The organism is Rhizobium sp. 01N48, assembly GCF_056399145.1.
In genome coordinates this window covers 226,622-248,011 of record NZ_JBFTQT010000005.1, presented here as the reverse complement: position 1 = coordinate 248,011, position 21,390 = coordinate 226,622, and the positions used below count along the sequence as shown (strand labels likewise).

Annotated in this window: 21 protein-coding genes and 1 pseudogene; 11 read left to right on the top strand and 11 right to left on the bottom strand. The window is 58.9% G+C overall.

Annotated elements, in window-relative coordinates:
* Positions 1-195: 195 nt before the first annotated feature.
* Complete coding sequence (locus AC1DOG_RS12945) at positions 196-1,038, bottom strand: fumarylacetoacetate hydrolase family protein (RefSeq protein ID WP_477928481.1); 843 nt, start codon at positions 1,036-1,038, stop codon at positions 196-198.
* Between the two features lie 243 nt (positions 1,039-1,281).
* Here AC1DOG_RS12945 and AC1DOG_RS12940 point away from each other — a divergent pair.
* Positions 1,282-1,873: pseudogene (locus tag AC1DOG_RS12940) on the top strand (nitroreductase family protein).
* A 66-nt stretch (positions 1,874-1,939) separates the two neighbouring features.
* Here the strand turns inward: AC1DOG_RS12940 and gyrB are convergent.
* The 5 genes from gyrB to AC1DOG_RS12915 form a co-directional block, all read right to left on the bottom strand.
* On the bottom strand, positions 1,940-4,375 hold the full coding sequence (gene gyrB / locus AC1DOG_RS12935) for a DNA topoisomerase (ATP-hydrolyzing) subunit B (protein WP_477928479.1): 2,436 nt from the start codon (positions 4,373-4,375) through the stop codon (positions 1,940-1,942).
* A 133-nt stretch (positions 4,376-4,508) separates the two neighbouring features.
* Positions 4,509-4,886: a helix-turn-helix domain-containing protein gene (locus AC1DOG_RS12930; protein WP_018901128.1), complete on the bottom strand. Its 378-nt coding sequence runs from the start codon at positions 4,884-4,886 to the stop codon at positions 4,509-4,511.
* Positions 4,883-5,461: a Smr/MutS family protein gene (locus tag AC1DOG_RS12925; protein ID WP_477928477.1), complete on the bottom strand. Its 579-nt coding sequence runs from the start codon at positions 5,459-5,461 to the stop codon at positions 4,883-4,885. Before AC1DOG_RS12925 ends, AC1DOG_RS12930 begins: the two co-directional genes overlap by 4 nt.
* A complete protein-coding gene (gene mltA / locus AC1DOG_RS12920) occupies positions 5,461-6,579 on the bottom strand; it encodes a murein transglycosylase A (RefSeq protein ID WP_477928475.1) in 1,119 nt (372 codons plus the stop codon). Before mltA ends, AC1DOG_RS12925 begins: the two co-directional genes overlap by 1 nt.
* Complete coding sequence (locus tag AC1DOG_RS12915; RefSeq protein WP_018901125.1) at positions 6,572-7,276, bottom strand: Tim44/TimA family putative adaptor protein; 705 nt, start codon at positions 7,274-7,276, stop codon at positions 6,572-6,574. The genes mltA and AC1DOG_RS12915 overlap by 8 nt, the downstream gene beginning before the upstream one ends.
* 126 nt (positions 7,277-7,402) lie before the next feature.
* On the opposite strand from AC1DOG_RS12915, the gene AC1DOG_RS12910 reads away from it, so the two are divergent.
* The gene (locus AC1DOG_RS12910; RefSeq protein ID WP_112973941.1) at positions 7,403-7,903 is read left to right on the top strand and encodes an FxsA family protein; all 501 of its coding nucleotides are present in this window, start codon (positions 7,403-7,405) and stop codon (positions 7,901-7,903) included.
* A gap of 95 nt (positions 7,904-7,998) precedes the next feature.
* Positions 7,999-8,475, top strand: coding sequence for a protein-export chaperone SecB (secB, locus tag AC1DOG_RS12905; RefSeq protein WP_018901123.1), 477 nt, complete (start codon positions 7,999-8,001; stop codon positions 8,473-8,475).
* Positions 8,476-8,522: 47 nt separating this feature from the next.
* Here the strand turns inward: secB and dnaQ are convergent, their stop codons facing one another.
* From dnaQ to AC1DOG_RS12880, 5 genes are read right to left on the bottom strand one after another with little or no spacing between them, the layout of a single operon-like run.
* Entirely contained in the window at positions 8,523-9,236 is a 714-nt protein-coding gene (gene dnaQ, locus AC1DOG_RS12900) for a DNA polymerase III subunit epsilon (protein ID WP_477928472.1), read from the bottom strand.
* A complete protein-coding gene (gene coaE, locus AC1DOG_RS12895) occupies positions 9,229-9,840 on the bottom strand; it encodes a dephospho-CoA kinase (RefSeq protein ID WP_477928540.1) in 612 nt (203 codons plus the stop codon). Before coaE ends, dnaQ begins: the two co-directional genes overlap by 8 nt.
* Positions 9,840-10,697 (bottom strand): shikimate dehydrogenase, encoded by an 858-nt coding sequence (locus AC1DOG_RS12890; RefSeq protein WP_477928470.1) that lies wholly within the window; start codon positions 10,695-10,697, stop codon positions 9,840-9,842. Before AC1DOG_RS12890 ends, coaE begins: the two co-directional genes overlap by 1 nt.
* Positions 10,690-11,289 carry a Maf-like protein gene (locus tag AC1DOG_RS12885; protein WP_477928469.1) on the bottom strand — a complete coding sequence of 200 codons (600 nt, stop codon included), beginning with the start codon at positions 11,287-11,289 and terminating at the stop codon, positions 10,690-10,692. The genes AC1DOG_RS12890 and AC1DOG_RS12885 overlap by 8 nt, the downstream gene beginning before the upstream one ends.
* A gap of 34 nt (positions 11,290-11,323) precedes the next feature.
* Positions 11,324-12,145, bottom strand: coding sequence for a pyruvate, water dikinase regulatory protein (locus AC1DOG_RS12880; RefSeq protein WP_477928467.1), 822 nt, complete (start codon positions 12,143-12,145; stop codon positions 11,324-11,326).
* Between the two features lie 402 nt (positions 12,146-12,547).
* Between AC1DOG_RS12880 and hemE the strand changes: the two genes are divergently transcribed.
* From hemE to AC1DOG_RS12840, 8 genes are all read left to right on the top strand, one after another.
* On the top strand, positions 12,548-13,582 hold the full coding sequence (gene hemE / locus AC1DOG_RS12875) for a uroporphyrinogen decarboxylase (protein WP_477928465.1): 1,035 nt from the start codon (positions 12,548-12,550) through the stop codon (positions 13,580-13,582).
* 2 nt (positions 13,583-13,584) lie between these two features.
* Positions 13,585-14,121: a protoporphyrinogen oxidase HemJ gene (gene hemJ / locus AC1DOG_RS12870; RefSeq protein ID WP_018901116.1), complete on the top strand. Its 537-nt coding sequence runs from the start codon at positions 13,585-13,587 to the stop codon at positions 14,119-14,121.
* 194 nt (positions 14,122-14,315) lie between these two features.
* Complete coding sequence (gene rho / locus AC1DOG_RS12865; RefSeq protein ID WP_018901115.1) at positions 14,316-15,581, top strand: transcription termination factor Rho; 1,266 nt, start codon at positions 14,316-14,318, stop codon at positions 15,579-15,581.
* A gap of 147 nt (positions 15,582-15,728) precedes the next feature.
* Positions 15,729-17,042 carry a tRNA uridine-5-carboxymethylaminomethyl(34) synthesis GTPase MnmE gene (gene mnmE, locus AC1DOG_RS12860; protein ID WP_477928463.1) on the top strand — a complete coding sequence of 438 codons (1,314 nt, stop codon included), beginning with the start codon at positions 15,729-15,731 and terminating at the stop codon, positions 17,040-17,042.
* A 105-nt stretch (positions 17,043-17,147) separates the two neighbouring features.
* On the top strand, positions 17,148-19,010 hold the full coding sequence (gene mnmG, locus AC1DOG_RS12855; RefSeq protein ID WP_477928461.1) for a tRNA uridine-5-carboxymethylaminomethyl(34) synthesis enzyme MnmG: 1,863 nt from the start codon (positions 17,148-17,150) through the stop codon (positions 19,008-19,010).
* Positions 19,011-19,041: 31 nt separating this feature from the next.
* Positions 19,042-19,659, top strand: a complete 618-nt coding sequence (gene rsmG, locus AC1DOG_RS12850; protein WP_477928459.1) for a 16S rRNA (guanine(527)-N(7))-methyltransferase RsmG — start codon at positions 19,042-19,044, stop codon at positions 19,657-19,659.
* Positions 19,660-19,678: 19 nt separating this feature from the next.
* Positions 19,679-20,473 carry a ParA family protein gene (locus AC1DOG_RS12845; RefSeq protein ID WP_018901111.1) on the top strand — a complete coding sequence of 265 codons (795 nt, stop codon included), beginning with the start codon at positions 19,679-19,681 and terminating at the stop codon, positions 20,471-20,473.
* A 31-nt stretch (positions 20,474-20,504) separates the two neighbouring features.
* Entirely contained in the window at positions 20,505-21,389 is an 885-nt protein-coding gene (locus AC1DOG_RS12840) for a ParB/RepB/Spo0J family partition protein (protein ID WP_018901110.1), read from the top strand.
* The last annotated feature ends 1 nt before the right edge of the window (position 21,390 follow it).

The window sequence follows — 21,390 nt, the reverse complement described above, 5'->3', positions numbered from 1 at the left end:
CACCTTTCTTTCATCTGGAAGATGACGCCTGCTGAAAGGCATCGAACTCTTTCCAACGATGTGCTGGCATCTTAACGCACAGTAACAGGTTTTTGTTGCACAGCAACATGAGCGATCCGCACCGCAATAAAGAAATGCCGGGGATTCTCTCCCCGGCATGATGCTGCGCTCAAATGCTTAACACACGTCAAACGCCTAGAGATCGGCCTGAAACGTCTGCTTCTGCGTACCGAGACCTTCGATGCCGAGCTCGACAACGTCGCCGGCGCGCAGGAAGCGCTGCGGCTTCATGCCCATGCCGACGCCAGGAGGGGTGCCGGTCGAGATGACGTCGCCGGGATGCAGCGACATGAACTGGCTGAGATAGGAAACGACGAAGGCGACGCCATAGACCATGGTCTTCGACGAGCCGTCCTGCATCGTCTCCCCATTGACCTTCAGCCACATGCCGAGGTTCTGCGGATCGGGGATCTCGTCCTTGGTCACCAGCCATGGGCCGATCGGGCCGAAAGTGTCGCAGGACTTACCCTTCGTCCACTGCCCGGCGCGCTCCGTCTGGAAGGCGCGCTCGGAGACGTCATGCGAGACGCAATAGCCCGCCACATAGTCGAGCGCGTCGGCTTCGCTGACATATTTCGCGGTCTTGCCGATGACGACGCCAAGCTCGACTTCCCAATCGGTCTTTTCGGAGCCGCGCGGGATCAGAACGTTGTCGTTCGGGCCGACGATGGCCGAAGTGGCCTTCATGAAGATGACGGGTTCGGGCGGCACAGCGGCGCCGGTCTCGGCGGCGTGGTCGGAGAAGTTGAGGCCGATGCAGATGAACTTGCCGGTGCCGGCAACGCAGGCGCCGATGCGGCCTGGCTGGAGTTCGGGAAGGGTTTTCGGGTCGATCGCCGCCAGCTTGGCCAAGCCCTCAGGCGAGATCGACGCGCCCGCGATATCGGATACATGACCGGACAGATCCCTGATCTTGCCGCCAGCATCCAGCATTGCCGGCTTTTCCTGGCCGATCTCTCCAACGCGCATGAGCTTCATCGAATATCCTCCTCAGCGTGAGCCATGTTTCCATCACCTATGAACGAATTATTCACGGGTGTCATTACGGCTTTTCGCGCGAGCGGTACGCTCGTTTAAAAGTCCTGCAAAAATCCGGGCAAGGGGCCACTGTCTTTCCCGCGCGGGGTGCCCACATATCTTGACGGACGCATAAGAGTGACAAGACTGCGTTTGCCGAGGAGATCAAACCCCTGCACCGCGCCACCAACCATCGGAAAGATCATGACAAAGAGCAACAGCCGCGAATCCCAATACCCGATCGAGCCGATCTTTCTCGACCGCTGGTCGCCCCGCGCCTTTACCGGCGAGATCATCGATGAAGCTGACCATGACCGTGCTGGACGCCGCGCATTGGGCGCCCTCTTCCGCCAACCAGCAGCCGTGGCGCTTCATCTACACGCTGAAGGGCTCCGACGACTGGGATAAATTCGTATCGCTGCTGGTCGAGTCCAATCAGGAATGGGCGAAGAATGCGTCCGCGCTGATCTTCGTTGTGTCCAAGGGTTTCAGCGGCGACTTTTCCGAGGGACGCAAGAGCTACACGCACTCCTTCGATGCCGGCACCGCCTGGGGCTATCTCGCGCTGCAGGCCAAGCTCTCCGGCTTCTATGCCCACGGGATGGGCGGCATCAAACATGACGAGATCCGCGATACATTCGCTATCCCAGAGGGGTACCGTGTGGAAGCGGGAATTGCGTTTGGGCGCCTTGCCGATAAGTCCGTGCTTTCTGAACGCAACCAGGAACGCGAGTTCCCCAGCCAGCGCAAGCCGCTCGCCGAAGTCGCTTTCAAGGACAAATTCGTAGCCGGATAATGGTGAAATAAAAAACGGCCCCGCGGCTGGTGAGCCGCAGGGCCGTTTGTCGATAAATGCAAGCGATCAGATGTCGAGGTTGGCCACGTTGAGCGCGTTTTCCTGAATGAATTCGCGGCGTGGCTCGACCTCATCACCCATGAGGCGGGCGAAGAGACCATCGGCATCCGTGGCGTCGCTGACGCGCACCTGCAACAGAGAGCGGACGTTCGGATCGAGCGTGGTTTCCCAAAGCTGCTCGGCGTTCATTTCGCCAAGGCCCTTGTAGCGCTGCATGGTCAAGCCCTTGCGGCCGCTTGCGAAAACGGCTTCCAGCAGTTCGCGCGCACCTGACAGTTCCAGATTACCGTCGCGACGCGTCAGCTTCGGCGGCGTCTGGTAGATTTCCTTCAGACGAGCCGACATCTGGTCGATCAGGCGTGCATCCTGCGAACCGATAAGCGCCATGTCGAGAACCACGACTTCCTTGACGCCGCGAACCATGCGCTCGAGACGCAGGCCGCCTTCGCTCGTCAGGCCGCCTTCCCAGCCACGCTCTGTTTCCTCAGCGATAACGTCGAGGCGACGCGCGACTTCGGCCACCAATTCCTCGGCGCGGGCGCCATCGCTGATCGCTTCGGCGTTCAGCGCGCCGGCAATGGCCGCCTGCTCGACGACCGCGCGATTGTATCGCGAATGCAGATTGTCGAGCAGCGCGCGCAGGCGCAGCGCATCGACGATGACTTCGCGCAAATCCTGTCCGACGCGGACTTCGCCGCTGCCGAGCGTCAGCGCAGCATCGTCGAGGCCCTGGGCGATGAGATATTCCTCAAGCGCCTTTTCGTCCTTCAGATACTGGATCGACTTGCCGCGCGACACCTTATAGAGCGGCGGCTGGGCGATGTAGATGTGACCGCGCTCGATCAGTTCCGGCATCTGGCGGAAGAAGAAGGTCAAGAGCAGCGTTCTGATGTGGGCGCCGTCGACGTCAGCGTCCGTCATGATGATGATCTTGTGATAGCGCAGCTTGTCGGCGTTGAATTCGTCCTTGCCGATACCGGCGCCGAGCGCGGTGATCAGCGTGCCGATTTCCTGGCTCGACAGCATCTTGTCGAAGCGCGCGCGCTCGACGTTCAAGATCTTACCGCGCAGCGGCAGGATGGCCTGATTTTCACGCGACCGGCCCTGCTTGGCCGAACCGCCTGCGGAGTCACCCTCGACGAGGAAGACTTCGGACTTGGACGGATCGCGCTCGGAGCAATCGGCGAGCTTGCCGGGAAGCGAGGCGATATCGAGCGCACCCTTGCGGCGCGTCAGTTCGCGCGCCTTGCGAGCGGCTTCGCGCGCGGCGGCGGCTTCGACCACCTTGCCGACGAGGATCTTGGCGTCAGCTGGATGTTCTTCCAGCCAAGTGCTCAGCGCCTCGCTGACGAGATTTTCGACGACCGGACGAACTTCCGACGAAACGAGCTTGTCCTTGGTCTGCGACGAGAACTTCGGATCCGGTACCTTGACCGACAGAACAGCTGTCAGGCCTTCGCGGCAATCGTCGCCCGTCAGAGAAACCTTCTCCTTCTTGGTGATGCCAGATGTATCGGCATAGGAGGTGATCTGACGGGTCAGAGCGGCGCGGAAGCCGGCCATGTGGGTGCCGCCGTCACGCTGCGGGATGTTGTTGGTGAAGCAGAGCACGTTCTCGTGGTAGCTGTCGTTCCACCACATCGCGACTTCAACGGTGATCCCATCCTTGTCGCCACGAATGGCGACCGGCCGCTCGACCAGCGGCTTCTTGGCGCGATCGAGGTAGGAGACGAAGGCTTCGAGACCTCCATCATAGAGCAGCTCTTCCTGGCGCACGTCGGAATGGCGCTTGTCGGTCAGGAGGATGCGGACGCCGGAATTGAGGAAGGCAAGTTCGCGCAGGCGGTGTTCGAGCGTGTTGAAATCGAACTCGATCATCGTGAAGGTTTCGGAGCTCGGCATGAAGCTGACTTCGGTGCCGGTCAGGCCGCCGGAATCACCGGTTTCCTTGAGCGGGGCATCAGACACGCCGTGCGTAAAGCTCATCTCGTGGATCTTGCCCTGGCGGCGGATCTTCAGCTTCAGCCACACCGACAGCGCGTTGACGACGGAAACGCCGACGCCGTGCAGACCGCCGGAGACCTTGTAGGAATTCTGGTCGAACTTACCGCCGGCATGCAGCTGGGTCATGATGACTTCGGCAGCCGAAATGCCTTCGCCGCTGTGAATATCCGTCGGAATGCCGCGACCGTTGTCGGTGACGGTGACGGAACCATCAGCATTGAGCGTGACGGTAACGATGTCGGCATGACCGGCCAGGGCTTCGTCGATGGCGTTGTCGACGACTTCGTAGACCATGTGATGCAGGCCGGAGCCGTCATCGGTATCACCGATATACATGCCGGGGCGCTTGCGCACGGCGTCAAGACCTTTCAGGACCTTGATCGAGTCTGCGCCATACTCGGTGCTAACGCCGTTTTCCGTCGCGGGTGTATCGGTCATATTGTCGAGAATTCCCTGTTGTCGATGCCGGGGTGACACGCGGGCGAATCACCGGCCTTAATCACGTTGAATATAGGGTTTTTGCATGAAGTTCCCAATGCCAGCGGCCCCCAAGAGCGCATAAAACAGGGGATTATGACCGTTTTCCGTCGGCGTTTTCCGCATTTTCGAGAACCTCCGACAGTTTTGCCAGGGTCGCCTCATCCAGATGTCGAATAGACCCCGCCAAACGGTTGGCGAAGGTCGTGTATTCGGCCGCCAAACCCGAGGTATCGATGACAATTCGCGGATCGGAAAAGCGCGCGATCAGGAACAGATCGTCGGCCTCATCCCAGATGATGTTGAAATAGCCGGCGATGCGCTGCAGAAGATCGAACGTCGGGACGCCGCGCTTTCCATGCTCGAGTGCCGAGAGATAGGCGGGAGAGACGTTCAAAGCCTCTGCCATCTGCTTCTGCGACACGCCCTTGCGCTCTCTGAGCTTGCGGATCGCCTCCCCGAACGGCGTCATAGCCGATCGCCCACGCGACGAGACAAGCGGATGTAGAGCGCGCCCTCGCCGCCGTGATGCTGCGCCGCCGCCTCATAAGACGAGATGAGATAGCGAAATTCGGGCTTGGAGAACCACATCGGCACGGCGCGCTTCAACGCGCCATCGCTGCCGAGCGAGCTACCCTTGCCGGTGATCACGAGGACATGGCGCATGCCGCGATCGTGCGCACGCATCAGGAACTCGAGCAGCATGATGTGCGCTTCGCTTTGAACGAGGCCATGAAGATCGATGCGGGCCTCGAGCGCGAGGCGGCCCTTGGCGATCTTGCGCTTGACCGGGCGCTCCAGCGGATGATGGATGCCACCCGTGGGCTTCGGCGCCGCTGACGGTTCAGGATGCCCGCTAGCGCCTGCGACCGATTTTGGTGCGACGGCGGCTTTCAGGTTGGCGGCGTCCGCTTCCTTTTCGGCCTCCACCAGGAAGGCGTCGAGCTCGTTCATTGCGCCGGCGTTGCCGGGCATGGGGCGCGTGCTGCGCGCGACCTTGCCCCAAAGGATGCGTTCATCGGAACTGAGCTTGCGATCCTTCGCCATCACGCGAACCTCGCGGCGACTTTGTTCGGGATCAGGATGGCGAAATCGGCATCGTGGCGCACGGTGCCGGCAAGCTCGCCGGCCGCGTCGCCGGAGCCGGTGAAGATATCACCCCGCGCCGGACCAACGATGGCCGAGCCGGTGTCGAGCGCCAGCATCAGGCGTTGGAAGGGCTTTCCATCCTGCAGGTGCAGCAGGCCTTGCGAATGAATATAAAATGGAAAGCCGAAGGTGTGGATCAGGCGATCGACGGCAAGCGACCGTCCTGCGATGAGCGGCACCTTGGCGGCCGCGATCGGGCCGGCGGCCTCGTTGTCGATCTCGACCTCACGGAAGAAAATGTAGGAGCGGTTGTGGGCAAGAATATCATCGACACGGTCGGGGTTGATCGCCAGCCAATGCCGGATCGATTGAATGGAGATGTTCGCCCGATCGATCTCGCCGAGGTCGATCAGCAGTTTGCCGATCGCCGAAAACGGATGACCGGCCTTGGCCGCATAGGTAATGCGCCCCGTGCGCCCATCGGGGTAACGCAGGCGTGCGGCACCCTGGACATGCACGAAGAAGACGTCGACCTTGGATCTTGCCCAGCAAATTTCCAGCCCCTGCCCTTCCAGCGCCCCTTTGTCGATGGCGGCGCGGTCGAGATAGGGCTCGATCGTTCCCTCACGCAGGCGGCCGAACATGTAGTACGGATCCATCGAGGCGGGACGGTTCCGATCGTCGAGGTCGATCAGGTCGTCGGGGCGGCGGTAGAATGGGAAGCGGTATTCGTCGTCGGGACTGGCTGAGACGGTTATCTCGGGCTCGTAGAAGGCAGTGACGAAGCCGGGCTGGCCGTCGGTCCGCCTGATCCTGTAGGGCCGACAGTGCGCTTCGAAGAAGGCTCGCGCCTCGCTCGCCGATGTTGGTCGTGCATCGCGCGCGGCCTGCAACAGGTCCAGGAGATCGGCGCTTGTCAGGCCCAACGATCCTGTGCGGTAGGGCTTGGTCTGCTCGATATGCTGACGACAGGCTTCCATAGCCTCGAAAAGGCTGGAGGGATCATCATCCCGCCAGCCTTCCAGATCGTCAAAGCCTATCGCCTCGAGGGCAAAGCCTCGTTCATCATCACTCATGTTCCGATTCGGTGGCCACGAGTTTCCAGTTCGGATCGCGCGAGCGGGTGTCGCGTGCGAATGTCCAGAGGTCGTTGATCTCGGCAACGGTTTCCGCGTCACCGTCAACGAGGACATCGGCCTTGTCGTAGGTGGCGGAAATCATCTGGCTGATGATGCGCAAGGTGATCTGCGCTTCGCTACCATTGACCTCGACATTCTTGATTTCGGCCTTGTCGATGCCGACGAAGGTGGATTTGACCTTCTCGCCCTTGCTCTCACGATCAGCGATCGCCGCATCGAAGCCTTCGTAGACCTCCTTGGACAGCAAATTCTTGAGCGTCTTGCGATCGCCATCGGCAAAGGCCATCACGATCATTTCATAAGCCATGCGGGCGCCGTTCACGAATTCCTTCGGGTTGAAGGAAGGATCGGCCTTGTTCATCTCCCGCAGCGATTCATTGAGGGGCGTGCCGGCTGGCGCGAAGGCGTCGATTGCCGCGAAGCGGTCCTCTTCCTCGCCTGCCGCATCGCGGCGCGGCAGGGTTACGACCTTTCCGGCATCCGGCGTCTCGGGACCGGCGGCATCGCGCGGCGTGTAGAGATCGCGTGGCGGCTTCTCATTTCCCGTGCGTCGACCAAGGACATTGCGTAGCTGCAAAAATATCAGCACCGCCGCCACGAGAAAAAACAAAGTGATGAAGTCGTTTGAACCCATATCCCGCCGCAATCTGTTAACATCTAGAGTTTGTATACCCATATAGTCTGCATATACAGATGATTCAAATGGGTCCGGTACGTTGGGCCGATTTCAATGGAGACCGGTGCGAGCCGGAGAGAAATAATGCGCCTTACAATGCTGCCTGGTTTTCTGCTGCTCATGCCTTTGGCCGAGATTGCGGGCTTCGTGATTGTCGGCAAGGCGATCGGTCTTTGGGCAACGCTCGGACTGGTCATGCTGAGTTTCGTGGCCGGCATGATGCTGTTGCGCCGGCAGGGTATCGGCATCCTGCAGCGCATGTCGATGGAAGGACGCGCCGGCGCTGTGCCCGGCCGCGAGCTGCTGCGGCCGGCAATGTTCGTGATCGCCGCACTGCTCCTGATCATTCCCGGCTTCATCAGCGATATCGTAGCGCTGCTCATTTTCATCCCGGCGGTCCGCGATCTTGCGTGGAATTATGTAAGCCGTCGTTTCGTGGTGGTGGGTGCATCCGGACCGTCCCGCACATCGGCGCACTCCCCTTATCGGGATAACAACGCAACGGTTGTCGATCTGGATGCAGACGATTATCAGCGCGACCCGAACGGCAAGTCGCCATGGTCCGGCAAAAGCCTAGGCGAATGAGGCTCTTGCTAGATTGGCGCCGGCTGGCCTAGGGTTGTAACCACATCGTCGAAATGATAGATGCGGCGAAATCCAATGCCCTCGAGGAAAAGCCAATGGACAGCGAAAACAGCAATAACGGCGCAACGAGCCCGAGCCTTACCATTCTAGCACAGTACACCAAGGACCTTTCCTTCGAGAATCCTGGTGCACCGCGTTCGCTGCAGGCCCGCGACAAGGCACCTGCCATCAACATCAATGTCAACGTCAACGCCAACCCGCTTTCCGACACGGACTTCGACGTCGTTCTCTCGTTGAACGCCGAAGCCAAGGAAGGCGACAAGACGGTATTCCACACGGAGCTGGTCTACGGCGGCGTTTTCCGGATCGCCGGCTTCCCGCAGGAACACATGCTGCCGGTTCTCTTCATCGAGTGCCCGCGCATGCTCTTCCCGTTCGCGCGCCAGATCATCGCTGACGTGACCCGCAACGGTGGCTTCCCGCCGCTGATGATCGACCCGATCGATTTCTCGCAGATGTTTGCCCAGCGCGTTGCCGAAGAGCAGGCCCGCGCAAAGGTGCAGGCGAACTAATTCCTGATCACATGACGACCGAGATGCCCGGGCCAGCGCCCGGGCATTTAGTTTGGGCGATCGTATTTAGCCCAGATGCTCTTCTGGCCGAGCTTGGCAATCAGCGCATCATGCTGCTCGGCTTCGGTTTCGCTGAGGCGCGGTGCAAGCGGCCGCGGCCGCTCCAGCGCGACCAGGACAATATCGTTATCGCTGTCATTGCGTTCTGATCCGCCGTTGTTCTGCGCGACGCCGAGACCAAGCGCCGTCTGACGACCGCCGATCATCTCGATATAGACTTCGGCGAGCAGTTCGGAGTCGAGCAAGGCCCCGTGCTTGGCGCGATGAGAGTTATCGATCCCGTAGCGACGGCAGAGCGCATCGAGCGAGTTCGGGCCCATCGGATTCTTGCGCCGGGCCATCGACAGCGTGTCGATCACATTTTCGGGAGAGATCGGCGGCAGCGATAGCCGCGCCAACTCGGCATTGATGAAGCCCATGTCGAAGGTGGCATTGTGGGCGATCCACTTGCCTTCGCCGAAGAAATCGAGAATTTCCTGCACCACGGCCGCGAAAGGCTGCTTGTCCTTCAGGAACTCATCGGTGATCCCATGGACGGCGAGCGCGTCCGGATGGACCTTCTGGTCACCCGGATTGATATAGATGTGCAGCGTCTTTCCCGTCGGAAAGTGATTGAAGAGTTCGATGCCGCCGATTTCGATGATGCGATCGGTGCGGTTATCAAGCCCGGTGGTTTCCGTATCGAAAATGATTTCACGCATTCGGGAAATCTCCGTTCGCTATCCGCTGTTTCAGGTCCGCGATAATGGCGCCGACCCGCGCCCTCGCCTCATCGATGCCATGGCCGGTATCGATTACATAATCAGCGCGCTGGCGTTTTTCGGCGTCCGGGGTCTGGCGCGAGAGAATCATATTGAATTTCTCTTCCGTCATGTTCGGACGCGCAAGTACCCGCTCACGCTGAATCTGTGGATCACAGCTGACGACGACGATGACATCGACGCGATCGGCGCCGCCGCTCTCGAAAAGCAGCGGTATGTCGAGAATCACCATCGGTGTGCCCTGCCCCCGCTGCTCGTCGAGAAACATCGCCTCGCGATCGCGGACAAGAGGATGAACGATCTGCTCCAGCTGCTTGAAACCTTCAGGACGCAACGCAAGCTGCCGGCCCAACTCCTGGCGATCGACCTTGCCGTTTTTCACCGAGCCTGGAAAAGCCGCCTCGATGAGCGGTGCCGCTGCACCGGCATAAAGATCATGGACGACGGCGTCGGCATCATTGACTGGCAGGCCGGCATCGGCAAACAGCTTTGCCGTGGTCGATTTGCCCATCCCGATCGAGCCGGTCAGTCCGATTTTCAGCATCAATGCTTTTCCATATCCGCGATGATCAAGGCGCGAAGTGTCTCATCGACGACCGGCCGCTTGCCGAACCATTTCTCGAAACCGGGTACCGCCTGGTGCAGCAGCATACCCAGACCATCGACGGTCGCGAAACCCTGTTCCTCAGCCTGCGCGAGAATGGGCGTCTTCAGCGGTACGTAGACGATGTCGGTGACAACGGCGTCTGACTGCAACGGAGAGAAATCGATATCGGGCGCGATCTCCCCTTCCATCCCCAGCGACGTGGTATTGATGAAGAGGCCTGCGCCTTTCATCACTTCGGAAAGAGCCGTCATCGGATGCGGATGCACTGCTTCTCCAAAACGATCCGCGAGCTCGACCGCGCGGGCAACGGTACGGTTGACGAGGTGGATCTCCTTGATGCCGCGATCGCGAACGGCCTGGATGACGGCACGGCTGGCGCCGCCGGCGCCGAGAATGACCGCCGACCGCACTTTGTCCCAGCCGGGATGGCGCTCATCCAGATTTGCGGTGAAGCCACGGCCATCGGTGTTCGTGGCCTTCAGCTTGCCGTCCTCAAGCCAGAGCGTGTTGGACGCACCAAGCTCGCGCGAGAGATCATCCGGCTCGTCAGCCAGCTTGAACGCCATCTCCTTGTGTGGGATTGTCACGTTGCCGCCGACAAAACCTGAGGCGCCCGACTTCAGGGATTCGATGAAAGCCGGAAAATCGTCCGGCGCGACTTCATGGGTACGGTAGCTTCCGTCGAGCGACAGCGACTTCAGCCAATATCCATGGATGATCGGCGAGCGCGAATGCTTGACGGGAAAGCCGGTGACGAAGGCGCGCGGGCCGATTGTTTCACGTGAATCATCCATCGATGGCACCCAATTCTCTCAGTTTTTCCAGGAGCGGCAGCATCGGCAGCCCCAATATAGTGAAGTAGTCGCCATCGATTTTCGAGAAAAGCTGCAGTCCCTCCCCTTCAAGCTGATAGGCGCCGACGCTGCTCAAGGCGCGCTCGCCGACCCGCTTCAGGTGCCGTTTGATGAAATCATCGGTGAGCGGACGCATCGTCAGTTCGGCACGCGAGACATGCTCCCAGATGATGTCGCCGTTATAGGCGAGCGCGACCGCGCTGTTCAGCCGATGGGTCTGTGCGGACAGCGCAGTGAGATGATCGACCGCATCTTCCATGCTCTTCGGCTTGTGAAATGTGCGCTGCCCCAGCGACATGGTTTGATCTGAACCGATCACGATTGCGCCCGGCGAGCGATCACTCACCTCCCTGGCTTTGGCCTTGGCGAGAACCAGCGCGATCGCGTCAGGCGTTGCGCCATCTCGTTCGAGCGGCGCTTCGATGGCGCGCTCATCGACCTTCGCGGGATGAGCCTCAAAGGACAGGCCGGCATTTTCCATCAGCATGCGACGGAAGGGGCTGGAGGAAGCGAGTATGAGTTTCGGTATCATCTGTGCTCTCGGCGCGGTTGGCTAGGGGCAGCGATTAGCGCAGCTTGGGACGCAGAGCAACGATTGCTGCCGCCGTCTCCTCGATGGAACGGCGCGTCACGTCGATGAGCGGCCAGTTGTGGCGGGCGCAAAGCGAGCGGGCATATTTGAGCTCTTCCGATATGGCGGCGCGATCCGTGTAGTCGCCGCGATCAAAGCCGGGTGTCGCGCCAAGGTCGCGATTTTCGCGGACCTGGGAGATGCGATCGGTAGTGGCGATGAGGCAGACGATGAGCGGCTTGGTCGCTTCGAAGAGGCTTTCCGGCAGGGGCACGCCATAGACAATCGGGAAATTGGCGGTCTTGATGCCGCGGTTGGCGAGATAGATGCTGGTCGGTGTCTTCGATGTGCGGCTGATACCGATGATGACGACGTCGGCGTCATTATAATCATCCGGCATCTGGCCGTCGTCATGATCCATCGTGAAGTTCAGCGCTTCGATGCGCGCGAAGTATCCGGCGTTCATGACATGCTGGGCGCCGACCCGGCGGCGCGACGGTGCGCCGAGGTAGATCTGAAACGCATTGAGAACAGGCTCGAGCACATTGACCGAGGCGACGCCCATTTCGAGGCAACGCTCGTCGATCAGCGTGGCGAGCTCGCGATCCACAATCGTGTAGAGCACGATGCCCGGTTCGCCGTCGATCGCCTGCAGGACCGTCAGCAGCTGCTTGCGATTGCGGATCAGCGGATAGACATGCTCGATCGGCTGCGCCGACTTGAATTGCGCCGATGCCGCCCGACCGGCCGAAATCAGCGTTTCGCCCGTCGAGTCAGAAATGAGATGCAGATGGAAGAAGTTCGTACGGTTCTCCACGCTATTTTCCGCTGCCTGTTGAAAACACTGGATGACGGAGAGCTACGAGACGCGCCGGGGGTTAGGCAAGGGAAAACATGCCTAGTTTTCCACATTTCGGATTCTTTGGAGGCCGGACAAGATGGCCTGTTAGTTTTGTGGAAAGTTTGCGGCTCTTCGTAAGATAGCCACAGCTTGTCCACAGCTTGGGGAATTTCCGTGGAGGCTATATCTCATTGAAATTGTATCGAATTTCTCGCCTGTCCTGTTTCTGACATCGAATTACGCGATTTTCTTCCCGAGCGGCCAGCGAAACAGTGACAATTGGTATCGGACGTGGATGGATTTTAATCCTTGATAGTCACCGACTCTAAGAAATAGAAACCTTATAAATATCTTTGATTTTTTATAGGGAAGAAGCGCTTGAGTGAAATGCGCCGGAAGATCATGCGGGTTCTGGACGGGGAAGCATTGAGCCCTCCCCCCATCTGGCTGATGAGGCAGGCTGGCCGATACCTGCCGGAGTATCGAGAGGTACGAGCCAAGGCTGGAAGCTTCCTCGATCTCTGTTACAGCCCGGATCACGCAGTCGAGGTCACGCTGCAGCCGATACGGCGCTATGGCTTTGATGCTGCCATTCTCTTCTCCGACATCCTCGTCATTCCCGATGCGATGAAGCGCAATGTTCGTTTCACCGAGGGGCACGGACCGGAGATGGATCCGATCGACGTTGATGGTATCGATGGTCTGGATGGCAGCAGCGTAATGCAGCATCTGGAACCGGTGCTGGAGACCGTTCGACGTCTTCGGCGTGATCTGCCAACGGAAACCACCCTGCTTGGCTTCTGTGGCGCTCCCTGGACCGTTGCGACCTATATGATCGCCGGCCATGGCACACCCGATCAGGCCCCTGCCCGTCTGTTTGCCTATCGGCATCCGAAGGCTTTCGAAAAGCTGCTGATGTTGCTGGCGGATGTTTCGGCAGATTATCTCGTCGCGCAGATCGATGCCGGCGCTGATGCCGTGCAGATTTTCGATTCCTGGGCAGGCGTGCTCGGCGAGCGTGAATTCGAGGCGTTTGCCGTGAAGCCGGTGGCGCGAATGATTGCCTCGATCAAGGCGCGCCGCCCGAATGCGAAGATCATCGCCTTTGCCAAAGGCGCTGGCTATCTGCTGAAGACCTATCGCCAGAAGACGAAGGCTGATGCGATCGGCCTTGATTGGTCCGTCCCGCTCGACTTCGCGGCCGAGCTGCAGAAGGATGGGCCGGTGCAGGGCAACCTCGATCCGATGCGAATGGTTGCCGGCGGGGTGGCACTTAAAGAGGGTATCGACGATATCCTGCAGCGATTGGGGAATGGTCCCCTGATCTTCAACCTCGGGCATGGAATTACGCCCCAGGCCGATCCCGAAAATGTTCGTCTGCTTGTCGAGCGTGTTCGCGGCGGAAGGGTTTGACCATGGAACGCCAGATCGACGAGAGACCCGGTTCCTATGCGCGCCGGCGCGCTTTTATCGCTATCGCGTTCTTTGTGGCGTTGGCGGTGGGTCTCTTCGTCTGGAATCCCGATACGCTCTACCTCTGGATCAAGGCGCTTCACATCATCGCCGTGATCTCGTGGATGGCCGGGCTGTTCTACATGCCGCGATTGTTCATCTACCACACAGACGCCGAGCCCGGCTCGGTGCAGTCGGAAACCTTCAAGGTGATGGAACGCCGTCTGCTGAAGGTGATCATGAACCCGGCGATGATGCTGACCTGGATCTTCGGGTTGTATCTCTCGTGGTCGGTCTATGGCTTCCAGGGCGGATGGCTGCACGCAAAGATCGGGCTCGTCGTTCTCTTGACTGGCGTGCACGTGTTTTTCAGCCGCGCGGCGAAGGCATTCGAGCGTGACGAGAACCGGCGTTCGGCGCGCTACTGGCGCTTCATGAACGAGGCGCCGACCGTTTTGATGATCGCGATCGTCATCCTTGTCGTCGTCAAGCCATTTTGACGCAGCCGGCTGACGGGTTAAATTTGCTTCATTTTAAGCAGCCCCCTTGCGGCGGCGAAGCTGACTCGCTATTTTCCGTCCACCTCATCCTTGTGGCATGTATGTAAAGTTCGATCGTCTGCGGGCTCCTCGCAGGACCGGTTACTGTCTCGACATCGCCTTTCCCCTCAAAATTATAGAGTAATGGACACTTCATGTCTGAAATGAAGCTTCAGGAACTTAAGAGTAAATCCCCGACCGATCTTCTGGCATTCGCCGAATCGCTCGAGGTCGAGAATGCCAGCACGATGCGAAAGCAGGAGCTGATGTTCGCAATACTCAAGGTTCTTGCCAGCCAGGACGTCGAAATTATCGGCGAAGGCGTGGTCGAAGTTCTGCAGGACGGCTTCGGCTTCCTGCGGTCCGCCAACGCCAACTACCTCCCCGGTCCTGACGATATCTACATCTCCCCCTCGCAGATCCGCCGCTTCTCGCTGAAGACTGGTGATACGGTTGAAGGTCCCATCCGCGGACCGAAGGAAGGCGAGCGCTATTTCGCGCTGCTGAAGGTCAACACGATCAACTTCGACGATCCGGAAAAGATCCGTCACAAGGTTCACTTCGACAACCTGACGCCGCTTTATCCGAACGAGCGCTTCAAGATGGAACTTGAGATCCCGACGAACAAGGATCTTTCGTCGCGCGTCATCGATCTGGTCGCGCCGCTCGGCAAGGGCCAGCGTGGTCTCATCGTCGCGCCGCCGCGCACGGGTAAGACGGTTCTCCTGCAGAATATCGCGCATTCGATCACTGCTAATCACCCGGAATGCTATCTTATCGTTCTCCTGATCGACGAGCGTCCGGAAGAAGTGACGGACATGCAGCGTTCGGTGAAGGGTGAAGTCGTTTCCTCGACCTTCGACGAGCCGGCAACCCGCCACGTGCAGGTCGCCGAGATGGTGATCGAGAAGGCAAAGCGCCTCGTGGAACATGGTCGAGACGTCGTGATCCTTCTCGATTCGATCACCCGTCTCGGCCGCGCCTACAACACGGTCGTTCCCTCTTCCGGTAAGGTTCTGACCGGTGGTGTCGACGCCAACGCGCTGCAGCGCCCGAAGCGCTTCTTCGGTGCGGCGCGTAACATCGAAGAAGGCGGTTCGCTGACCATTATCGCGACCGCGCTGATCGATACGGGCAGCCGTATGGACGAAGTCATCTTCGAAGAATTCAAGGGTACCGGTAACTCGGAAATCGTCCTCGACCGCAAGGTAGCCGACAAGCGCATCTTCCCGTCTATGGACATTCTCAAGTCCGGTACGCGTAAGGAAGACCTGCTTGTTCCACGCCAGGATCTGCAGAAGATTTTTGTTCTCCGCCGTATCCTCGCCCCGATGGGCACAACCGATGCGATCGAGTTCCTCATCGACAAGCTGAAGCAGACGAAGAGCAACTCCGATTTCTTCGAATCGATGAACACCTGATTTATCCTTAGCCGGATTCTATCAACTAAAGCCGGCCGTTATCATGGCCGGCTTTTCTGTTTCTAACGTCTGGTTGAAGTAGACCTATAACCCTTCATTAGGCGGACGGACCGATCGATTCGGTATCGTATCAATTGGAGTGTGCCCGTGGTGGAATTCACTGAGACGATCTACGCGCTCTCCAGCGGCGCGGTTCCCGCTGGCTTGGCCGTGATCCGCATAAGCGGGACAAGTGCTCGCAATGTAATGGACAGCATGGTCTCAGGCTCTGTCCCTGCCCGCACCACCGCGTTCCGAACGATTCGAACCCGTAACGGTGAGGTGCTGGACAATGGCCTCGTGCTGTTCTTCCAGGGACCGAACTCCTTCACCGGTGAAGACGTCGTCGAATTTCACCTGCATGGCGGCCGCGCTGTCGTAAGTGCTGTTTATAGAGAGCTGAGTTCGTTCGATGGGTTGCGACAGGCCCTGGCCGGCGAGTTTTCCCGACGCGCGTTCGAAAACGGGAAGCTTGACCTGCTGGAGATCGAAGGTCTTGCGGATCTGATTTCCGCAGAGACGGAGATGCAGCGCCGTCTTGCTCTCGAGCAAAGCTCCGGCGGGCTTTCGGCGATCTACGAAGCCTGGGCGCAGCGACTGACGCGCGGCCGCGCGTTGATCGAGGCGGAACTGGATTTCCCTGATGAGGACGATGTCCCGGGATCGGTGTCGGAGCAGGTCTGGTCGGATATGAGCGAGCTCGTCACCGAGATCCGGCGGCATCTTGGAATGGCTAAGACGGGCGAGATTATCAGAGACGGGTTCAAGGTCGTTATTGCCGGTTTGCCCAACGCTGGCAAATCAAGCCTGATGAACGCGCTTGTGAGGCGCGATATTGCGATCGTAACGGATATCGCCGGAACGACGCGCGATGTGCTTTCGACGGATCTCGACATTGATGGGTTTCTTGTCAAGCTCTACGATACCGCCGGCCTGCGAGAGACCGAGGAGGTTGTCGAGCGTGAAGGTATTCGTCGCGCGCGCACCGCGATGGAAGCCGCCGACCTGGTCATTTATATAGAGGACATGTCGGTTCCGACGGAGGACAGCGACGTTCCATCATCCGCCCTTCGCGTCGGAACGAAGGCGGATTTGCCGGCCATCTCTCCGAGTAAATACGATGTGAAGATCTCGGTAGAGACGGGTGCTGGCTTGGATCAGCTACGACAAGCCATCGGAGACCGGTTGCGCGAGATGGTCCCGCCACATTCACTGGCCATTCCCACTCGGACGCGACACAACGATTCGTTAGCGGAATGTATTGAGGCAATGGAGCGAGCGATCGCTAACGATCGCGCCGATCTGGATCTCAGAGCGGAAGATTTACGGATGGCCGGCTCGGCGCTTGGCCGCATCACTGGCAGGGTCGATGTCGAGAATTTGCTCGACGTCATCTTTGGAGAGTTTTGCATCGGCAAATGATTCACGTGAAACACTGCCACGTTCCTGAAAAGCGTGGTTTCACGTGAAACGCCTTGACTCCCGGGGCGGCTTGCCGCATCACCGTGCGATCTCAGGAGCATTGTTATGAATACCTCACGGTTCGATGTCATCGTCATTGGTGGCGGGCACGCTGGATGCGAAGCCGCTTCCGCGGCGGCGCGTGCTGGCGCGAAGACCGCGCTCGTGACGCATAAGCGCGAGACGATCGGCGTCATGTCGTGCAATCCCGCAATCGGCGGCCTTGGCAAGGGTCATCTGGTTCGCGAGATCGACGCGCTGGATGGCCTTATGGGTCGCGTGGCTGATGCCGGCGGTATCCAGTTCCGTATGCTCAATCGGAAAAAGGGCCCGGCAGTACGCGGCCCGCGCACGCAGGCAGATCGAAAGCTCTACCGCCAGGCGATGCATGCCGAGATTTCCGCTATCCCTAACCTGACGATTATCGAGGGCGATGCCTTCGATCTGTCGATTAAGGATGGCCGCGTCTCTGGCGTTGTTATGAAAGATAGCCGGATTCTCGATGCCGGTGCGGTGGTGTTGACGACGGGGACCTTCCTGCGCGGCCTCATCCATATCGGCGACAAGAAGATTCCGGCCGGCCGCGTTGGTGAAGAGCCGTCGATGGGTCTGTCGAAGACCTTGTTGGGTATGGGCTTACAGCTCGGTCGCTTGAAGACCGGCACCCCTGCCCGACTGAACGGAAAGACCATCGACTGGGAAGGCGTAGGTCGGCAGGGTGCGGATGACGATGCCGTCCCTTTCTCTTTCATGACCGATCGTATCGTGAACTCGCAGATCGACTGCGGCGTTACGCGCACGACGGAAGCGACACACCGCATCATCGTCGATAATCTGAAGCGGTCGGCAATGTATTCCGGCCAGATTGAAGGCGTCGGCCCGCGCTATTGCCCCTCGATCGAGGATAAGCTGGTCAAGTTCGGCGAGAGAGATGGCCACCAGGTGTTTCTGGAGCCTGAAGGTCTCGATGATGACACCGTCTATCCCAACGGCATATCGACATCACTTCCAGCCGAGGTTCAAGACGCGTTTATTCGTACGATACCGGGCCTTGAGAACGTCTCCATTCTGCAGCCAGGCTATGCGATTGAATATGACCACGTCGATCCGCGGGAGCTCAAACCTTCGCTCGAGGTGAAGAAACAGCCCGGCTTGTTCCTGGCTGGGCAAATCAATGGCACGACGGGATATGAAGAGGCGGCAGCACAGGGTTTGGTTGCTGGGCTCAATGCCGCGCGTCTGGCCGGGCAGCAAGACGCCGTGCGATTCAGCCGCACGGATTCCTACATTGGCGTGATGATCGATGATCTGACGTCGCGTGGGGTTGCCGAACCCTACCGGATGTTCACGTCGCGCGCGGAATACCGCCTCTCGCTGCGGGCTGACAATGCGGATGTTCGTCTTACACCACTTGCGGTCTCATTGGGAATCGCTTCTCGCGCCCGTACCGATCGCTATGAGCAATATGCATCGGCGATTGAGGCTGGCCGCGTGCTCTTGACGTCCCTCTCGGTAACACCAACCGAGGCACGGCGGTTCGGACTTAAGCTCAACCTCGATGGTCAGCGCCGTACCGCTTATGAGTTGCTGGCGTTCCCTGACTTCAATCTTGAAACACTTCGGCCGGTGTGGCCAGAGTTGAGCGCAGTCGATTCGAAGGCGGGTGCTGCGCTGGAGATCGAGGCAAACTATGCGGTCTATATGGACCGGCAGCAGGCTGACGTCGCTCATATCAAGCGGGATGAAGAACGCCTTATCCCTACGGATTTTGACTTTGATCGCTTGTCCGGCCTGTCGAACGAGCTCAAGCAGAAGTTGGCGAAAGTCCGTCCCTACGACATTGCGCAGGCTTCGCGAATTGACGGAATGACGCCGGCAGCTATTTCGCTCCTGCTCGTGCACTTGCGTCGCGGCGACGTCGCCGCATAGATTGCAACCTACACTATTTGAGAGTCCTCGCATGGAATTGAACGGCCGGCGTGTTTCACGTGAAACACAGGAACGACTTGAGCATTTCGTTGGTCTTTTTCAGAAGTGGAGCAAGGCTATCAATCTCTCCGCGCCCTCCACTCTCAAGGACGCTTGGGATCGACATATCGCTGATAGCGCTCAGATCTTCCAGCTTCAGCCAAATGTGGGCAACTGGGTCGATCTCGGTAGCGGCGGCGGCTTTCCCGGCGTGGTGACAGCGATCTTTCTCGCTGAACTCAATGACGGCTGGGTGCACCTGGTTGAGAGCAACAACAAGAAGGCCGCCTTCTTGCGCACGGCGTTGAGGGAAACGGGCGCCCGTGGCTCCGTGCATCCGGTTCGGATCGAGGATGCGGTCGCAGACCTCCCAGCCTGCGATTTCGTGTCGGCTAGGGCGCTTGCGGATCTGGATAAACTTCTGGAATTCGTCGATCCATTCGCGAACCGTAGCGAGAAAATCCGCGCGTATTTCCATAAAGGCCGGGATTACCGATCAGAAGTGGCAAATGCGCATGGTCGCTGGGCATTTGATCTGGTAGAACACAAAAGTGCCGTCGAGATGGATTCAGTTGTTCTCGAAATTTCCAATTTACGGCATTTGGTCTAACAAATCGGGCGTTGCGACAATGGTTGCTGGACGGAATCGGATTATCACGATCGCAAATCAGAAAGGTGGCGTCGGCAAGACGACGACGGCCATCAATCTGGCAACTGCGCTAGCGGCGATCGGCGAGCGCGTTCTTATCGTAGATCTTGATCCTCAGGGTAACGCAAGCACCGGCTTGGGTATCGATCGCAAGAACCGCAGCCGGTCATCCTACGACCTCTTGATCGGTGACCATGGTATTCTTGAAGTTGTTCAAGAAACCGCTGTACCGAACCTCTTCATCGTCCCCTCCACCATGGACCTCCTGGGCATTGAGATGGAGATTGCGCAGCAGAGCGATCGCGTCTTCAAGCTCAAGAAAGCGCTTGCCGAGCGCGACGCATTCCAATTTTCCTATATTCTTGTCGATTGCCCCCCGTCATTCAATCTCTTGACCATGAATGCAATGGCGGCCGCGCACTCGGTGCTGGTTCCTCTTCAGTGCGAATTCTTCGCCCTTGAGGGTTTGAGCCAGTTGCTGGAGACCGTCGATCAGGTTCGCAGGAGCGTAAACCCGCAGCTCGACATCCAGGGTATCGTGCTCACAATGTTCGATTCTCGAAACAATCTGGCACAGCAGGTCGTGAACGACGTACGCACACATCTCGGGGAAAAGGTTTACCATACGTTAATCCCGCGCAATGTGCGTGTGTCTGAAGCGCCTTCGTACGGCAAGCCTGCCATTCTCTACGATCTCAAATGTGCTGGAAGCCAGGCTTATCTGCAGTTGGCTTCCGAAGTCATTCAGCGCGAACGCCAGCGTCTGGCTGCCTGAATAAGCTCTTGAATAAGTGGTGAGTACCGACATGAACGATGATGTCTCGAAGAGAAGACTGGGCCGCGGCCTCGCGGCGCTGATTGGCGAAATGGATCAGCCGGCGCCTGTTGACGCAAGTCAGCGCGCGGTCAGCGCCGATCGTTTGGTGCCAATCGAGTTCATCACGCGCAACCCTCGCAACCCTCGCCGCTTCTTCGATGATGGCGAGCTTCATGATCTCGCAAGCTCGATCCGCCAGCATGGTATCGTTCAGCCAGTTGTCGTGCGCACACTTTCGACCAGCCAGTACGAAATCATAGCCGGCGAAAGACGTTGGCGCGCAGCGCAGTTGGCGGGCCTAGTTGAGATTCCTGTCATTGTTCGCGATGTCGATGACAAGACCGCGCTCGAGATTGCGATCGTAGAGAACGTTCAGCGATCCGATCTGAACGCATTGGAAGAAGCGCTCGGCTACGAGCAGCTGATCGCGGATTACGGCTACACACAGAACGATCTCGGCGAGATCATCGGCAAGAGCCGTAGCCATGTCGCTAACTCGCTGCGGCTCCTGAAGTTGCCGGAGCCTGTTCGTGACTTGCTTGCCGCCGGTAGCCTATCGGCAGGCCACGCGCGTGCGCTCGTGTCTACGTCTGACCCGACCGTCCTAGCGCGCACGATCGTTTCCAAGGGTATGTCTGTGCGCGACGCCGAGCGGCTTGCGCAGAATGATATCAAGGCGCAGTCGGAGCCGAAGCCAGCGGTTAATCCGCGGGACCAGAAGGATTCCGATACGATCGCGCTTGAGCGTACGCTCTCCGATACTCTTGGATTAGATGTCGTCATCAACCACAAGGCGAATGGCGGGCAGATCCGGATTTCTTATAAGTCATTGGATCAATTGGAAGAAATCTGCCGTCTGCTGGAGCGGCGCTGAT

Excerpts from the sequence above, each read along its gene's own strand:
- AC1DOG_RS12890 (WP_477928470.1), bottom strand. The coding sequence starts at position 10,697 with ATGGATGATTCACGTGAAACAATCGGCCCGCGCGCCTTCGTCACCGGC.
- gyrB (WP_477928479.1), bottom strand. The coding sequence starts at position 4,375 with ATGACCGATACACCCGCGACGGAAAACGGCGTTAGCACCGAGTATGGC.
- AC1DOG_RS12840 (WP_018901110.1), top strand. The coding sequence starts at position 20,505 with ATGAACGATGATGTCTCGAAGAGAAGACTGGGCCGCGGCCTCGCGGCG.
- mnmG (WP_477928461.1), top strand. The coding sequence starts at position 17,148 with ATGAATACCTCACGGTTCGATGTCATCGTCATTGGTGGCGGGCACGCT.
- rsmG (WP_477928459.1), top strand. The coding sequence starts at position 19,042 with ATGGAATTGAACGGCCGGCGTGTTTCACGTGAAACACAGGAACGACTT.
- rho (WP_018901115.1), top strand. The coding sequence starts at position 14,316 with ATGTCTGAAATGAAGCTTCAGGAACTTAAGAGTAAATCCCCGACCGAT.
- AC1DOG_RS12885 (WP_477928469.1), bottom strand. The coding sequence starts at position 11,289 with ATGATACCGAAACTCATACTCGCTTCCTCCAGCCCCTTCCGTCGCATG.
- AC1DOG_RS12915 (WP_018901125.1), bottom strand. The coding sequence starts at position 7,276 with ATGGGTTCAAACGACTTCATCACTTTGTTTTTTCTCGTGGCGGCGGTG.
- coaE (WP_477928540.1), bottom strand. The coding sequence starts at position 9,840 with ATGCTGAAAATCGGACTGACCGGCTCGATCGGGATGGGCAAATCGACC.
- AC1DOG_RS12925 (WP_477928477.1), bottom strand. The coding sequence starts at position 5,461 with ATGGCGAAGGATCGCAAGCTCAGTTCCGATGAACGCATCCTTTGGGGC.
- dnaQ (WP_477928472.1), bottom strand. The coding sequence starts at position 9,236 with ATGCGTGAAATCATTTTCGATACGGAAACCACCGGGCTTGATAACCGC.
- hemJ (WP_018901116.1), top strand. The coding sequence starts at position 13,585 with ATGGAACGCCAGATCGACGAGAGACCCGGTTCCTATGCGCGCCGGCGC.
- secB (WP_018901123.1), top strand. The coding sequence starts at position 7,999 with ATGGACAGCGAAAACAGCAATAACGGCGCAACGAGCCCGAGCCTTACC.
- AC1DOG_RS12910 (WP_112973941.1), top strand. The coding sequence starts at position 7,403 with ATGCGCCTTACAATGCTGCCTGGTTTTCTGCTGCTCATGCCTTTGGCC.
- AC1DOG_RS12845 (WP_018901111.1), top strand. The coding sequence starts at position 19,679 with ATGGTTGCTGGACGGAATCGGATTATCACGATCGCAAATCAGAAAGGT.
- mltA (WP_477928475.1), bottom strand. The coding sequence starts at position 6,579 with ATGAGTGATGATGAACGAGGCTTTGCCCTCGAGGCGATAGGCTTTGAC.
- AC1DOG_RS12930 (WP_018901128.1), bottom strand. The coding sequence starts at position 4,886 with ATGACGCCGTTCGGGGAGGCGATCCGCAAGCTCAGAGAGCGCAAGGGC.
- AC1DOG_RS12945 (WP_477928481.1), bottom strand. The coding sequence starts at position 1,038 with ATGAAGCTCATGCGCGTTGGAGAGATCGGCCAGGAAAAGCCGGCAATG.